We start from the raw sequence: 14,307 nt of genomic DNA on the forward strand, positions 1-14,307 counted from the left end.
GAGATGGAAATGGTGCGCTCGGAGGCTGTGTCGTCCATGGGTCCCTGCCTTGTCGGGGCTTAATCTGGCCCCGCGCGGCCGGGGTTCAAGCGTCGTAACCCTCGAACGTGATGTTGTGGGCAATCTGCCGTGCGTCCGCCTCCTGCTCGGCGCTCTTGACGGTCCAGCACAGCACCGGAAGACCCGCCGCCGCGACCTCGGCCACGCGCGGCATGTCGAGCGCGCGCCGATCGTGGCTGATGAAGTTCGCCCCCGATGTCTCAAGGTCAGGCATGCCCGCCAAGCGCAGCCGCGTGCCTTCCGACAGATGCGGCCAATCCTCGGCCTCGAAGGCCGAGGTAATCAGCCCGCGCGGCACCTTCGGCATCAGCTCCGCCAGCCGCGTCACCGAATGGGGGTTGAAGGACATCACGGCAACGGCGCCCCGATAATTGGCCAGAATGCCTGCCGTCGCCGCCTCAAGTGCCCCGATATCGGGCCCCATCGCGCCATCCTGGTCCTTGAGTTCGATCAGGAGCGGCACGCGTCCAGCCACCACTTTCAGCAGGTCGGTGAGGGTCGGGATCTTTTCCTCCGTGCCGGCAAGCCGCAGATCCATCAGCGCCTGCGCGCTCTTGGTGCGGACAGCGCCCGCGATCCCGGTCATGCGTCCCAGATCGTAATCATGAAAGACCATCGGCTGCCCGTCGCCGGACAATTGCAGATCGATCTCGATCCCGTAGCCCTTCTCGATCGCGGCCTCGCAGGCGGCAATCGAGTTTTCCGGGCGGCCCGCATCGGCATCGTGCAGACCACGATGTGCGATGGGACGGGTCAGAAAGTCCGGCGGCAGCGCGGGCCCCATGCGTCAGACCAGCTCGAAGATGGCTTCGATCTCGACCGCAACGCCCAAGGGCAGCGACGCCGCCGACACGGCAGAGCGGGCATGCCGCCCGGCATCTCCGAAGACCGCGACCATGAGATCCGAAGCCCCGTTGATGACCTTCGGCTGATCGGTGAAATCGGCGGTCGAATTGACGAAACCTGTCAGTTTCACGACCCGCGCGATCCGCGTCAGATCGCCGTCACACGCAGCGCGCGCTTGCGCGATGAGGCTGAGGGCGCAGGATTTCGCCGCCTCCGCGCCTGCCGCGACATCCATGTCCGCGCCAAGCTTGCCAAGGGCCAGGCCACCCGCGGTCTGGCTGATCTGCCCCGAGACATAGAGCATGTTGCCGCTTTGAACGAAGGGCACGTAATTCGCCGCAGGTGCCGGCGCGTCGGGCAGGCTCAGGCCAAGGTCGGATAGCCGGGTTTCGATCGGATTGCTCATGAGCGCCTCGCATGGATTTCGTTGGTGCCAAGCTAGTCCGCCCCGAAACCGGAGAAAACCCGCAATTCACGTGGCGCGAAGTGCTGCGGCGATGCGCAGCAATCAGGCTTCCCGGAAGGCCCGCGTCATGTAATCGGTCAGCGGTTTGAGCAGGTAGGACATGGGCGTGCGGGCGCCGGTGCGCAGAAACGCCTCCACCGGCATTCCGGGCACGAGGCTGGCGCCTTCAGGCAATTGCTCCGCCGCGAAGGCGATCTCGGCGCGGTAATAGGCCGTGCCCTGCTGTGGATCGACGAGCGCATCCGCCGAGACCCAGCGCACCTCGCCGTCGACGCGGGGCGTGCGGCGCTGATCGAGCGCCGTGAGCTGCAGCGTGACCGGCTGGCCGCGCCAGACCCGGTCGATATCGGCGGGCGCGATCCGGGCCATCACGCGGAAGGTCTCATCCTGCGGCACGAGCGTCATGATCGGATCGCGCGGGGCGATCACCGCGCGCGCGGCGGTCACGCGCAGATCGTGGATGACGCCCGCGACGGGGGCGACGATCTCCAGGCGGCGGCGGTCCTCGGCCAGGGCCGCGCGCTCCGCTGCCAGAAGACGAGTGCGGGCGCGCACCTCGCGCAGCTCTCCGATGACATCGGCCCGGCGTTCCTGCGCCATCCGGGCGGCTTCGGCGGCGATCTCCTCTATGCGGATGCGCGTGGCGCTGGTGCGCGCCTCCAGCGTCTCGAGTTGGGTGGCGAGCTGCGCCTCGGTGCGGCGCAGGTTGCGCACGCGGCTCATCTGCACGAGCCCCTGATCGAGCAGGCTTTGCTGATCGGCGAGTTCTTCGGCCACGATCTCCGTCTCGATGAGAATACCGCGCCGCTCCGTCTCGAGGGCGCGCAAATCATCGGCCAGCCGCGCGCGGATCAGGCGGCGCTCATCCTCCGCACGGGCCAGCGCATCGGCGCGTGCATCGAGGAAGCGCACCTGCCCCTCCATCAATTCGGCCACGTCGGGATCCTCTGCCGCGCGCGCCTCAAGCTCGGGCGGAAAGACCGGCACCGCGCGCCCGTCCCGCTCCGCCTCCAGCCGGGCGCGACGGGCGAGAAACTCGAAATACTGGCTGTCGGCCTCGGCAATCTCCGCATCGATACGGGTCGGATCGAAGCGCAGAAGGGTGGCACCCGCGGCCACGCTTTCGCCCTCGCGGACCATGACGTCGGACACCACGCCGCCTTCGGGATGCTGCACGACGCTTTCCTCCGCGGCCACTTCGACCACGGCGGAGGCAACGACCGCGCCTTCGATTTCGGTCAGGGCCGCCCATCCGCCAAGGCCCGCGCCCAGCAGCGCTATGGCGCCGAGACCCGCGAAAAGGGTTGAACGGAGCGAAAAGGTCAGGTCGGTCATGCGCTCCCTCCCGTTCCGGTCTTCCGGGCCGTGGCGATCTTGGCATGGTTGGAGACGCGCGCGCGCATCACCTCCTTGCGCGGGCCGAAGGACGTGCGCTGCCCGTTCTCCAGCATCAGCAGCATGTCGCATTCCGCGATCGCCGCGGGCCGATGGGCCATGATGATCGCGGCGCCGCCTTCGGCCTTCATGTGCCGGATCGCGGCATTCAGCGCCTCCCCGCCCGGATGGTCGAGATGGGCATCGGGCTCATCGAGGACCAGCAGCACCGGGTCACCGTAAAGCGCGCGCGCCAGCCCCACGCGCTGCACCTGCCCGCCCGACAGAGGCGCGCCCGGCGCGGTGATCTGCGTCTCGTAGCCCTGCGGCAATTGCAGGATCATGTCATGCACGCCCGCTGCCTTGGCGGCTTTCAGAACCGCATCCGCGTCGGGATCGGGATCCATCCGCGCGATATTCTCGGCCACGGTGCCGTCGAAAAGGGCGATATGCTGCGGCAGGTAGCCGACCAGCCGGCCCAGCCGCTCTTCCTCGTAGCGGTCGAGCCGCGCGCCGCCCAGACGGATATCGCCGATTCGCGCGGGCCATAGCCCGACAAGCGCGCGGGCCAGCGTGGTCTTCCCGGCCCCCGAGGGACCGATCACGCCAAGCGCCTGACCCGGCTCCAGCGTGAAGGACACACCGCGCAGCGTGGGCTCGGGCTGGCCCGGGGGCAGCACGGTCACACCCTGCACCTCGATGCGCGCCTCGGGACGCGGCAGCGCCAGCCGTTCGGGCGGGGCGGGGCGTGCGCTGACCGCCCGCGACATCGCCTTCGAGGCGGCCAGCGCCGAGGAGAGAAGCCGCCATTGTCCGATCACCGTCTCGATCGGTGCGAGCGCCCTCCCCAGCAAAATCGAGGCCGCGATCATCGCACCGGGGCTGAGCGAACCCATGATGGCGAGGTAAGCGCCCAGACCCAGCATCGCCGATTGCAGCAGCAGCCGGATCGCGCGGGCGGTGGCAGTGAAGCCGCCGATCCGGTCGGACAGCACGAGGTGGTCGCCCAGCCCCTCGCGCCGGATGGCCTGCCAGCGGCCGACCAGTGCGCGGCCCATGCCCAGCGCATGGACGGTCTCCCGCTCGGCCTTGGCCAGTTGCTCGAGCCTCTGACCGCGCCGCACGTTCTGGGTGAACGCCGCCTCGCGCGCGGTGGTGGTCCAGCGTTGGGTCAGCGCCACGAGGATCAGCACGGCACCGCCGCAGGCCGCCAGAATACCAAGCCACGGATGAAAGAGCGTGATCACCAACAGGAAAAGCGGCGTCCAAGGGATATCGAAGACGGATGACGCCGCGGAGGACGAGAGGCCCCGCGTCATGGCCGACAGCGCGTCGGGGCCGGGAGCCGGGCCGTCGCCCTTGCTCGTCGCGCCCTCGGGATCGAGTGCGACCTCGAAGGCCACGGGATCGAGCCGCGCCTGAAACGCCCCTGCGATCCGGCCCAGCGCCCGCGCCCGCAGAGCGTCGAGCAGACCCATCGCGGCATAGAGAAAGATCGCGAGCCCCGACAGCGCGACCAGCGTCTCCACCGAGCCGGAGCCGAGCACGCGATCATAAACCTGCAACATGTAGAGCGGCCCGGTGAACATCAGGATGTTGACCACGGCACTGAAGAGGGCGACCGCGATCAGGCCGCGCCGCACCTGCGCGCGCGCGCGTCCCAGCTCCGCCTTTGCCGACACATCAGTTCCGCTCATGCCGCTTGCCGTCCGTCATCTGCCTGATGGCCCGCGCACGGGCCGTCCCGGGCGACACGTTACGGCGGCAAGCGTTAGCTGTCTATTTACGCGGGCGCGTTTCGCGCAGGTATTTCACCGCTCAGTTGCCGAAAAGATCCCTCAAGACCTGGTTGAGGATATCGCCCACCGGATCGTTCTGGCGTTGGCGCCGTTGGGGCTGCGGCTGCGGCTGCTGGCGTTGCGGCTGTTGTTGCACCTGGGGCTGGGGCCGCTCCGGCACGGTCATGGGCAGGTCGCGCACGGGCAACCCGTCATGAACCCGCATCATCGCCTCGCGCCAGATCTCCGCCGGCAGCCCGCCGCCGGTCACGCCGGTCAGCGGCGTGTTGTCGTCATACCCCATCCAGACACCGGCCACGTAATCCGCGGTGAAGCCCACGAACCACGCATCCCGCTGCTCGTTCGACGTCCCGGTCTTGCCCGCCGCGGGCCGTCCATCAAGCTGCGCCCGCGTTCCGGTCCCCTCGGCGACGACCTTCTCCATCATGAAGACCAACTGGCGCGCGGCCTCTTCCTGAATGACCCGCTCGCCGATACCGCCACTGGCATCGAGCAAGGGATCGTTGTCGCCCTGGTAGCGCATCCGCGTGATGCCGTATGGCGCCACGGAAGAGCCGCCGTTGAGAATGCCCGCGAAAGCGCCCGTCATCTCCAGAAGCGAAGCCTCCGAGACACCGAGCGCCACCGAGGGCGTGTCCACGACGCGGCTGTCGATGCCGAAATCCGTGGCCACCCGAGCCACGAGATCACGGCCCACGCTTTCGGAAATCTTCACGGCGGGGATGTTGAGCGACCGCTTCAGCGCCTCGGTCATGGTCACCCGGCCCGCGTAATTGCGGGTGTAATTCTCCGGACACCATTGGCCGGAGCCCGGAATGTTCATGCAGAACGGCTCATCGACCACGGTGTCGTAGGGCGAATAGCCAAGCTCGAGTGCTGTGGCGTAGACGAAGGGTTTGAAGGCCGACCCGGTCTGCCTCTTGGCCTGTGTCGCGCGGTTGAACACGCCCGACACGCCCAGCTTGCGCCCGCCCACCATGGCGCGCACGGCGCCATCGGCGGACATGATGACGATCGCGGCCTGCGCTTTCGATCCTTCGCGCACCTTGCTTTCGAAGATGTTGGTCATCGCCGCTTCGGCCGCGTCCTGCAGACGGGGATCTAGCGTCGTGGTGATCTCCACGTCCTCGCGGGAGGAGACGTCGGCAAAGGGCGGCAGCGTATCCATGACCCAGTCGGCGAAATAGCCGCCCGTGCGCCGTTCTGCAGCCTCGGACAGGGTGGCGGGGTTGGCCCGCGCCTCCTGCGCTTCGGCGGCGGTCAGGTAGCCCTGATCCTCCATCAGACCGATCACCACGTTGGCGCGGTTCTGACTGCGTTCGAGGTCGTTCGTCGGCGCAAGCGTCGAGGGCGCGGTCAGCAGACCGGCCAGCATCGCCCCCTCTGCGGGTTCCAGCAGGGCGGCAGGCTTCGAGAAATAGCGCTGCGACGCGGCCTCGGCACCGTAGGCACCTGCGCCCATATAGGCCCGGTTGAGGTAGATCGAGAGGATCTCGTCCTTGGTGTACTTGGCCTCCATCGCGAGCGAATAGATCGCCTCGCGGGCCTTCCGCGCGAGCGAGGTCTTCCGGCAATCCGCGACATAGGCCGCCTCGGACTCCCAGATCTCCTGGTCGAACGTCACGCCCAGGCACAGAAGCTTCGCCGTCTGCTGCGTGATGGTGGAGCCGCCATGCCCCTGCAGCGGGCCGCGCCCTTCCCGCAGGTTGATGCGGATCGCGGAGGCCACGCCGCGCGGCGAGATGCCCATGTGCCAGTAGAAGCGCCGGTCCTCGGTCGCGATCACCGCATGTTTGAGATGCCGCGACACGGTGTCGGCGGTCACCACGCCGCCGAACTGATCGCCCCGCCAGGCGAAGACCTCGTCGTTGCGATCGTAAAGCGTGACGGAGCCCTTGGCGCGACCGTCCAGCATCTCTGAGGCCGGGGGAAGCTGCGTATAGGTGTAGCCGGTCCAGGCGGCGATCAGCAGCACGACCACGAGCGTGACGCGCGAGACGACGAGCCAGATCAGGCGGCCGATCCCGCGCAGGATCGCGCTGACGAAGGCCACGATGGGGTTGCTGTGACGCCGCGCAGGCTTGGCCCGGCGCGATTTTGCCGCCTTCTTGGGCGCGGGTTTCCGCGCGGGCGCCTTCGCCTTGGACGCATACCGCCGATCGGCCACCAGCCGCCGCTTGTCCTTGCCTGAATCACTCATATGCCCTGCCCGGCCACCTGTTGTTTGTGGGTAAGATAACGGTTGCGCGGTGGCTTGTGGACCGAGTGCGACCCGATTTCACCATCATTTTTTCGCCCGCTTTTTGTGCATTTTTCCATAACTGCCCATTAATTGTGCTTTCGCCTGCGAAAAACGCACGGGAATCTCGACGAAAACCTTCCTTCGGCAGCCATGCGGCCTCTTACCTCTCGGTACGAATTGCAGGAGAGCCCTGCCAAACCGAAAGGGACAAAGGTGAAACTCATCATTGCGACGATCAAGCCGTTCAAGCTCGAGGAGGTGCGCGAAGCTCTGACCTCCATCGGCGTGCGCGGCATGATGGTGACCGAGATCAAGGGCTTCGGCTCCCAGTCCGGACACACCGAAATCTACCGTGGCGCAGAATATGCCGTGAACTTCGTGCCGAAGATCAAGCTCGAGATCGTCGTGGCGGCATCCATGGCCGACCAGGTGGTCGAGACCATCACCAGCACCGCAAAGACCGGGAAAATCGGCGACGGCAAGGTGTTTGTCCTCGATGTGGGCCAGGCGATCCGCGTGCGGACCGGCGAGACGGATGCGGACGCGCTCTGACGGCGAGCCGCATTGCGACAAGACTATCAAGGGAAACGGAAAACCATGAAACTTCTCAAGACTCTCGCCCCGGCCGTTGCGCTTATCGCGCTTCCGAGCCTGGGTCTTGCGCAGGACGCCGAGGCGGCCCCTGACGTCAACCCGTATATCTTTACCACGCTGCTCTTCCTTATCGGCGGCTTCCTCGTCTTCTGGATGGCCGCGGGCTTCGCGATGCTCGAGGCGGGCCTCGTGCGCTCCAAGAACGTGACCATGCAGCTGACCAAGAACATCGGTCTGTTTGGCATTGCCGCGATCATGTACTGGCTGATCGGCTTCAACCTGATGTATCCCGGCGAGTGGATGATCGAAGGCTATGTCGGCCCGTTCTTCTCGATCACGTCGCTTGAGCCCGTGGGCCTTGCCGCGGCGGATGCATCGCTCGATTACGCATCGGTCGGTTCGGACTTCTTCTTCCAGCTGATGTTCTGCGCGACCACCGCGTCGATCGTCTCCGGCACGCTCGCCGAGCGCATCAAGCTCTGGCCATTCCTGATCTTCGTCGCGATCCTGACCGGCGTCATCTACCCGATCGAAGCGTCCTGGCAGTGGGGCGGCGGCTGGCTCTCGGAAGCGGGCTTCTCCGACTTCGCAGGCTCGACGCTGGTGCACGCAGCCGGTGGCTGGGCAGCCCTTGCAGGCGCGCTGATCCTCGGCCCCCGTATCGGCAAGTTCAAGGATGGCCGCACGGTTCCGATGCCGGGCTCCAACCTCGCGCTCGCCACGCTGGGCACGTTCATCCTGTGGCTCGGCTGGTTCGGCTTCAACGGCGGCTCGCAGCTGGCCATGGGCACCGTGGGTGACGTCACCGACGTATCGCGCATCTTCGCCAACACCAACATGGCCGCCGCGGCCGGTGCTGTTGCAGCCCTGATCCTGAGCCAGGTGATGTACAAGAAGCCCGACCTGACGATGACCCTGAACGGCGCACTGGCCGGTCTCGTCTCGATCACCGCCGAGCCGCTCGCACCGTCGCTCTTCGGCTCGCTGCTGACCGGCGCCGTGGGTGGCCTGATCGTGGTCTTCACCGTTCCGCTGCTCGACAAGCTGAAGATCGACGACGTCGTCGGCGCCATCCCGGTGCACCTCTTCGCCGGCATCTGGGGCACGCTCGCCGTGGCCTTCTACACCGGCAACTGGGGCGCGCAGGTTCTGGGCATCGTGTCCATCGGCATCTTCACCTTCGTGGTCTCCGCCATCGTGTGGTTCATCCTGAAGGCGATCATGGGCATCCGTGTCTCCGAGGAAGCCGAGATCAACGGCCTCGATATGTCGGAGCTGGGCATGGAAGCCTATCCGGACTTCACCAAGGGGTAATCCTCCCTCCTCTTGGACCTTCTGACCCGGGCGGCAACGCCCGGGTTTTTTTCTGCCCGCAAGGCCGTGACGCGACACGAAAAAGCGCGCAGCCCGAAGACCACGCGCCGCGCTGGCGTGACAGGAACGCCTAATACGCGCCGAGGATGGCGCTCGTATCCAGAAGGAAGCGCTCCGACAGCGGCAGGCTGGCAGCCCCCAGCGCCCGCGCATCGGGGCCGACCCGGCCCGGCTCGATCACCGGCTGCACGAGCCCGACCGTGTCGAGATTGCTCAGAACCCGGTCCGCCTCGGCCACAAGCTGGTCGCGCAAGGCGGGCGGCATCCAGCCATCGACCACGATGCACGGGAAATCCAGCACGCAGATCGCCGAGGCGATGGCATGCGCAAGGGCATGCCCCGCCTGTTCGATCCAGGCCGCACAAGCGGCGTCGTCGAAAGGCCAGTCGGTCGGGCTGAGCCACATCGGGGCGGTCTCCACCCCCTGCGCCTTCAGCATGTTCTCAAGCGTCGACAGCGAGGCGACATCCATCAGATGCGTGAGCCCGCCCTGCCTGTCGGGCACCGGCATCGGACCCGTCGCCCCGGCATTGTCCGACAGCCCCGTGAACAGGGAGCCGTTCAGGACCACGCCGCCGCCGACGAAATACCCGAAATAGAAATAGAGATAGGAGCTCGCCACATGCGGCGCGCCAAAGGTCAGCTCCGCCCCGCAGGCGGCACTTGCATCGTTCTGCAGGAAAACCGGCAGGTCGATCATGTCTGCGATCTCCGCACGGATATCGCGATGCCGCCACTCGGCCATCTCGGCGGGGTCGAGCCCGATGAGGTCGCCCCATTCCCAGATCTGGTAGGGCATCGCGATGCCAAGCCCCGCGATGCGCCCGCGCTGCCCCATGGAAAGATCGGCTGTCAGCGTCTCGATGCTGTCGCGCGCAAACGCGACCATGCCATCGGGCGTCGGGAAATGATGCACGCTCATGGTGCGGTTGAGGACCTTGCCCAGAAAATCGATCAGCACCATCTCGGCGCTGCGTCTGCCGATCTTCAGCCCGAGGAAATAGGCCCCGTCCGGCGCGAGGTGCATGGGCACCAACGGCTGGCCCACCTTTCCGCGAATGGGATCGCCCTTGCTCAGCAGCCCCTCGGCCTCGAGCTTGCGCATGATCACGGACACTGTCTGCGCGGACAGCCCCGTCCGGCGGGCGATATCGGCCTTTGCCAGCTCCCCGTGACGACGCACCAGGGACAGAACCAGTCGTTCGTTATGCGCCCGCAATCCGGACTGATTCGAACCGCGCAATTCCGGCACGATCTCGATGCGCTCAGGCGCTTGCGGGGTCTTGGCCGATACGGACAAGGGATGTCTCCTGCGATAGGAAGTGGCCCGATTAACCAAGAAAAACAACCGATTGTCAATAATAAATCACATTGATTTATCTATTATTGACAGCTGCGCAGAAATGCGGTTTTCCTAGGACCAGGATGCTTGGCGCTTGCCCGGCTTACCTTCGCAACGGCTGAGGTGCCGTTGCGTCAACATACACTGGGAGGAACATCATGACCATGAAATTGACCCGTACCGCACGGCTTCTCGGCGCCGCCGCGCTGGGTTCGCTGCTCGCAGCCCCCGCCTTCGCCGCAGAGCATGAGGCCATCAGCGCCTGCCTGATCACCAAGACGGACACCAACCCGTTCTTCGTGAAGATGAAGGAAGGCGCCGAAGCCAAGTCCGAGGAGCTGGGCATCGAGCTGAACTCCTATGCGGGCAAGATCGACGGCGACGTCGAGACCCAGATCGCCGCCGTGGAGAGCTGCATCGCCGCAGGCGCCAAGGGCATCCTGATCACCCCGTCGGACGGCCCTGCCCTGACGCCGATCATCACCCAGGCCCGCGAATCCGGCGCACTCGTCATCGCGCTCGACACACCCTTCGAGCCCGCGGATGTGGCCGACGCGACCTTCGCCACCGACAATTTCAAGGCCGGTGAGCTGATCGGCCAGTGGGCCGCAGCCACGCTCGAAGACCCCGCCAACGCCAAGATCGCGCTCTTGGACCTCAATGCCAGTGAGGTTTCGGTCGATTACCTGCGCAACAACGGCTTCCTTCAGGGCTTCGGCATCGACATCAAGGACCCGACCGACATCGGCGACGAAGACGACCCGCGCATCGTCGGCAACGACGTGACCAACGGCAACGAGGAAGGTGGCCGCACGGCGATGGAAAACCTCATGCAGGTCGATAACGAGATCAACGTCGTCTACACCATCAACGAACCCGCGGCGGCCGGTGCCTACGAGGCGCTGCGCTCCTTCGGGATGGAAGATCAGGCGCTGATCGTGTCCGTCGATGGCGGCTGCCCCGGCGTGCAGAACGTCAAGGAAGGCGTGATCGGCGCGACCTCCATGCAGTTCCCGCTGCTCATGGCCTCCCTCGGCGTGGAAGCGATCGCCGCATTCGCGGCGGACGGCACCATGCCCGAAAACACCGAAGGCCTCGACTTCTACAATACCGGCGTTGAGCTGGTGACCGATGCCCCCGTCGAGGGCATCCCGTCGATCACCTCCGACGAAGCGCTGGAGAAGTGCTGGGGCTGAGCCCGCACCTTCCAATCGGAAAGGGGCCGCGCGCCCCTTTCCACCCCACACTCATCAAATCTTTGACGCAGAATGCCGTTTCGGTCACGCTTGACCGAGGGAGGACGTATCATGTCTGACACACCGCCGGAGCCGCGCAAATCGTCGGGGCAGGACTTCGAAAGCTCACTCAGTTCCAGCGACACCAACGTGGCTTCGTTCGAGCGGCGCCACCGGGGAGTGATGGACACCGTGCAGCATATTCTGCACCTCAATCCCACGCTCGTGCCCGTCATGGTGCTGGTGGCGAGCGTGCTGATCTTCAGCCTGCCCATGGTCACCGAGGGCAAGTTCCTGACCATGTTCAACCTCAGCCTCGTGATGCAGCAGGTGTCGATCATCGGCATCCTCGCCGCCGCGCAATCGCTGATCATCCTGACCGCGGGCATCGACCTGTCGGTGGGCGCGCTGATGATCTTCTCGGCGGTCATCATGGGCCTGACCGGTGTCAATCTCGGCCTGCCCAGCGGCATCGCGCTGATCCTGGGTTTCATCGTCTCCATCGGCGGCGGCCTGATGAACGGGCTGTTCGTCACGCGGGTGAAACTGCCGCCCTTCATCGTGACGCTCGGCACCTGGTACATCTTCCTGTCGATCCTGCGCCTTCTGACCGGATCGCAATCCATCCGCAGCCAGGATCTCGACGCCTCTGCGCCATTCCTGAAGATCTTCGGCTCCTTCATCTCGATCGGCTCGGCCCGGATCACCTTCGGCGTGATCCTGATGATCCTCGTCTTCGCGGTCCTGTGGTACATGCTCAACAAGACCGCCTGGGGTCGCCATGTCTATGCCATCGGCGATGACAAGGAAGCCGCGGAACTCGCCGGGATCAAGACCGACCGGATGCTGCTCAGCGTTTACATGATGGCCGGTCTGGTCGTGGGCATCGCCGCCTGGGCCTCCATCGGTCGGGTCGGATCGATTTCGCCCAACGCCTTCGCGGAGGCCAACCTGCAAAGCATCACCGCCGTGGTGATCGGGGGCATCTCCCTCTTCGGCGGACGCGGTTCGATCCTCGGGCCGCTCTTCGGGGCGCTCATCGTGGGCGTGTTCGAATCCGGTCTGCGCCTCGCCGGTCTTGATGTGCAATGGCAGGTCTTCGCCATCGGCTGGCTGATCATCCTCGCGGTAGCCATCGACCAATGGATCCGGAAGGTGTCGGCATGAGCATCGCAAAGCATCCCCACACAACCGCGGCAGGTCCGCACCCGTTCGGAAAGGCATCGCAATGACAGAGCAGCCCATCCTCAAGGCCCGCGGTCTGGTCAAGCGCTATGGCCGCGTGACCGCCCTCGACAGCGCCGACTTCGACCTCTACCCGGGCGAGATCCTCGCGGTGATCGGCGATAACGGCGCCGGGAAATCCTCCCTCATCAAGGCGCTTTCAGGCGCGGTGCAGGTCGACGAAGGCTCCATCGAGCTTGAAGGCAAACCCATCACCTTCACCTCGCCCCTGGGCGCGCGCAATGCGGGCATCGAGACCGTCTACCAGACGCTCGCCCTGTCGCCTGCGCTCTCCATCGTCGACAACATGTTCGTGGGCCGCGAAATCCGCAAGAAAGGCTTCATGGGCAAGTACTTCAAGATGCTCGACAACAAGGCGATGGAGGCTTTCGCCCGCGAGAAGCTCAGCGAGCTCGGCCTGATGACGATCCAGAACATCAACCAGGCGGTGGAGACCCTGTCGGGTGGTCAGCGCCAGGGTGTGTCGGTGGCCCGCGCGGCGGCGTTCGGATCGAAGGTCATCATCCTCGACGAGCCGACAGCGGCCCTGGGCGTGAAGGAAAGCCGCAAGGTGCTGGAGCTCATCCAGGACGTGCGCTCGCGCGGCATCCCGATCGTGCTGATCAGCCACAACATGCCCCATGTCTTCGAGATCGCGGACCGCATCCACGTCCATCGGCTGGGCAAGCGGCTCTGCGTGATCGATCCGAAGGAGCACACGATGAACGACGCGGTGGCCTACATGACCGGCGCCAAGGTGCCCGACGAGGCGCAGGCGGCCTGAACCCGCCCCGTCCTATCTACAACGCCCGGCCCGCCCCTCCCGGCGGGCCGTTTGCTGTTCACCCGTCGAGCCAAACTTCTGGCACAATCGCTGCCTATCTCTTCCTGCCGAACCGGCAGGTTCTTGCGCAGGATGCAGGTCTTGCACCGACGTGTTTGAGAGCGCGTGTCTCCTGCAACACAGTCTGCCGCAACAATCGACAAAGGAGAGCAGACATGAACCGCATCACCCTTACCCTTTCGGCCAGTCTGGTCGCTCTCGCCTCTGTGGCCTCCGCCCAGGGAACGAGCTTCACCGACATCGACATCGACGGGAGCGGGACCCTGACCGAGGCCGAATTTGTCGAAGTCTTCGGAGAGGCCGGCGTGTCCGCCTTTGCAAGCTATGATAGCGATGACGACGGTTTCGTGACCGCCGACGAAGTCAAAAACGCCGGAACCCCCGAGACCGGAGAAGCGATCACCTTCGAGGATCTCGACGTGAACCAGGACGGCGTGCTCGACGAAAGCGAGCTGGCCAATGTTTTCGGCGGCAACGCCAATGTGGCACTGGTCAAGTTCGACCAGAACGGCGATGGCTACGTGACCAAGGACGAGGTCCGCTCCTCCGATGACCCGATGGGCGAACGCGGCAACGCCAAGTGGGGCGAGGCCGGGCCCGGCAACAGCGGCAAAGGCAGCGATGATACCGAGACCGCTTCGTCCAAAGGCAACTCCGGCGGCAATAAAGGCGGCGGCAACGGTAATTCCGGAGGCGGGAACAGCGGCGGCAATTCTGGCGGCGGAAATGGCAATGGCGGCGGAAATAGTGGTGGTAAAGGCAACGGCCGAAACGGCTGACACCACATACCTGAACGAACCCTGACCAAAGCCACCCTGGCAAGCCACACACGGGGTGGCTTTTTCATGCCAAGACGCGCCTCCACGGCCCCTCTCGCACATTTTTGATATGTTGCTCGGCCCGTCTT

The 14,307-nt window shown here is 65.4% G+C and carries 12 protein-coding genes; 6 read left to right on the forward strand and 6 right to left on the reverse strand.

The features are described from left to right. Positions 1–85: 85 nt before the first annotated feature. From FIV09_RS15765 to FIV09_RS15785, 5 genes are all read right to left on the reverse strand, one after another. On the reverse strand, positions 86–844 hold the full coding sequence (locus tag FIV09_RS15765) for a glycerophosphodiester phosphodiesterase family protein (RefSeq protein ID WP_152451386.1): 759 nt from the start codon (positions 842–844) through the stop codon (positions 86–88). A gap of 3 nt (positions 845–847) precedes the next feature. Continuing rightward, positions 848–1,312 carry a RidA family protein gene (locus FIV09_RS15770; RefSeq protein ID WP_152451388.1) on the reverse strand — a complete coding sequence of 155 codons (465 nt, stop codon included), beginning with the start codon at positions 1,310–1,312 and terminating at the stop codon, positions 848–850. A 102-nt stretch (positions 1,313–1,414) separates the two neighbouring features. Further along, positions 1,415–2,707 carry an HlyD family type I secretion periplasmic adaptor subunit gene (locus FIV09_RS15775; RefSeq protein ID WP_152451390.1) on the reverse strand — a complete coding sequence of 431 codons (1,293 nt, stop codon included), beginning with the start codon at positions 2,705–2,707 and terminating at the stop codon, positions 1,415–1,417. Further along, the gene (locus tag FIV09_RS15780) at positions 2,704–4,443 is read right to left on the reverse strand and encodes a type I secretion system permease/ATPase (RefSeq protein WP_152451392.1); all 1,740 of its coding nucleotides are present in this window, start codon (positions 4,441–4,443) and stop codon (positions 2,704–2,706) included. Before FIV09_RS15780 ends, FIV09_RS15775 begins: the two co-directional genes overlap by 4 nt. Before the next feature lie 121 nt (positions 4,444–4,564). Beyond that, positions 4,565–6,745, reverse strand: coding sequence for a transglycosylase domain-containing protein (locus FIV09_RS15785; RefSeq protein ID WP_152451394.1), 2,181 nt, complete (start codon positions 6,743–6,745; stop codon positions 4,565–4,567). 255 nt (positions 6,746–7,000) lie between these two features. Between FIV09_RS15785 and FIV09_RS15790 the strand changes: the two genes are divergently transcribed. Next, positions 7,001–7,339, forward strand: coding sequence for a P-II family nitrogen regulator (locus tag FIV09_RS15790; RefSeq protein WP_152451396.1), 339 nt, complete (start codon positions 7,001–7,003; stop codon positions 7,337–7,339). 45 nt (positions 7,340–7,384) lie between these two features. Continuing rightward, positions 7,385–8,695 carry an ammonium transporter gene (locus tag FIV09_RS15795; RefSeq protein ID WP_152451398.1) on the forward strand — a complete coding sequence of 437 codons (1,311 nt, stop codon included), beginning with the start codon at positions 7,385–7,387 and terminating at the stop codon, positions 8,693–8,695. Positions 8,696–8,825: 130 nt separating this feature from the next. Here the strand turns inward: FIV09_RS15795 and FIV09_RS15800 are convergent, their stop codons facing one another. After that, complete coding sequence (locus FIV09_RS15800; protein WP_254702248.1) at positions 8,826–10,055, reverse strand: ROK family transcriptional regulator; 1,230 nt, start codon at positions 10,053–10,055, stop codon at positions 8,826–8,828. A gap of 206 nt (positions 10,056–10,261) precedes the next feature. On the opposite strand from FIV09_RS15800, the gene FIV09_RS15805 reads away from it, so the two are divergent. The 4 genes from FIV09_RS15805 (at position 10,262) to FIV09_RS15820 (ending at position 14,179) form a co-directional block, all read left to right on the forward strand. Next, positions 10,262–11,293: a sugar ABC transporter substrate-binding protein gene (locus FIV09_RS15805; protein WP_152452669.1), complete on the forward strand. Its 1,032-nt coding sequence runs from the start codon at positions 10,262–10,264 to the stop codon at positions 11,291–11,293. Positions 11,294–11,404: 111 nt separating this feature from the next. Further along, on the forward strand, positions 11,405–12,499 hold the full coding sequence (locus FIV09_RS15810; protein WP_152451400.1) for an ABC transporter permease: 1,095 nt from the start codon (positions 11,405–11,407) through the stop codon (positions 12,497–12,499). Positions 12,500–12,560: 61 nt separating this feature from the next. Beyond that, complete coding sequence (locus tag FIV09_RS15815; RefSeq protein WP_172975752.1) at positions 12,561–13,340, forward strand: ATP-binding cassette domain-containing protein; 780 nt, start codon at positions 12,561–12,563, stop codon at positions 13,338–13,340. A 215-nt stretch (positions 13,341–13,555) separates the two neighbouring features. Continuing rightward, positions 13,556–14,179, forward strand: a complete 624-nt coding sequence (locus FIV09_RS15820) for an EF-hand domain-containing protein (RefSeq protein ID WP_152451404.1) — start codon at positions 13,556–13,558, stop codon at positions 14,177–14,179. Positions 14,180–14,307 lie beyond the last annotated feature (128 nt).

The organism is Roseivivax sp. THAF197b (genome assembly GCF_009363255.1).
Taxonomy (GTDB): domain Bacteria; phylum Pseudomonadota; class Alphaproteobacteria; order Rhodobacterales; family Rhodobacteraceae; genus Roseivivax.

Bases quoted from the DNA above. Each gene is read 5' to 3' on its own strand.
- FIV09_RS15765 (WP_152451386.1), bottom strand. From the start codon at position 844: ATGGGGCCCGCGCTGCCGCCGGACTTTCTGACCCGTCCCATCGCACAT.
- FIV09_RS15815 (WP_172975752.1), top strand. From the start codon at position 12,561: ATGACAGAGCAGCCCATCCTCAAGGCCCGCGGTCTGGTCAAGCGCTAT.
- FIV09_RS15770 (WP_152451388.1), bottom strand. From the start codon at position 1,312: ATGAGCAATCCGATCGAAACCCGGCTATCCGACCTTGGCCTGAGCCTG.
- FIV09_RS15785 (WP_152451394.1), bottom strand. From the start codon at position 6,745: ATGAGTGATTCAGGCAAGGACAAGCGGCGGCTGGTGGCCGATCGGCGG.
- FIV09_RS15805 (WP_152452669.1), top strand. From the start codon at position 10,262: ATGAAATTGACCCGTACCGCACGGCTTCTCGGCGCCGCCGCGCTGGGT.
- FIV09_RS15820 (WP_152451404.1), top strand. From the start codon at position 13,556: ATGAACCGCATCACCCTTACCCTTTCGGCCAGTCTGGTCGCTCTCGCC.
- FIV09_RS15775 (WP_152451390.1), bottom strand. From the start codon at position 2,707: ATGACCGACCTGACCTTTTCGCTCCGTTCAACCCTTTTCGCGGGTCTC.
- FIV09_RS15795 (WP_152451398.1), top strand. From the start codon at position 7,385: ATGAAACTTCTCAAGACTCTCGCCCCGGCCGTTGCGCTTATCGCGCTT.
- FIV09_RS15780 (WP_152451392.1), bottom strand. From the start codon at position 4,443: ATGAGCGGAACTGATGTGTCGGCAAAGGCGGAGCTGGGACGCGCGCGC.
- FIV09_RS15810 (WP_152451400.1), top strand. From the start codon at position 11,405: ATGTCTGACACACCGCCGGAGCCGCGCAAATCGTCGGGGCAGGACTTC.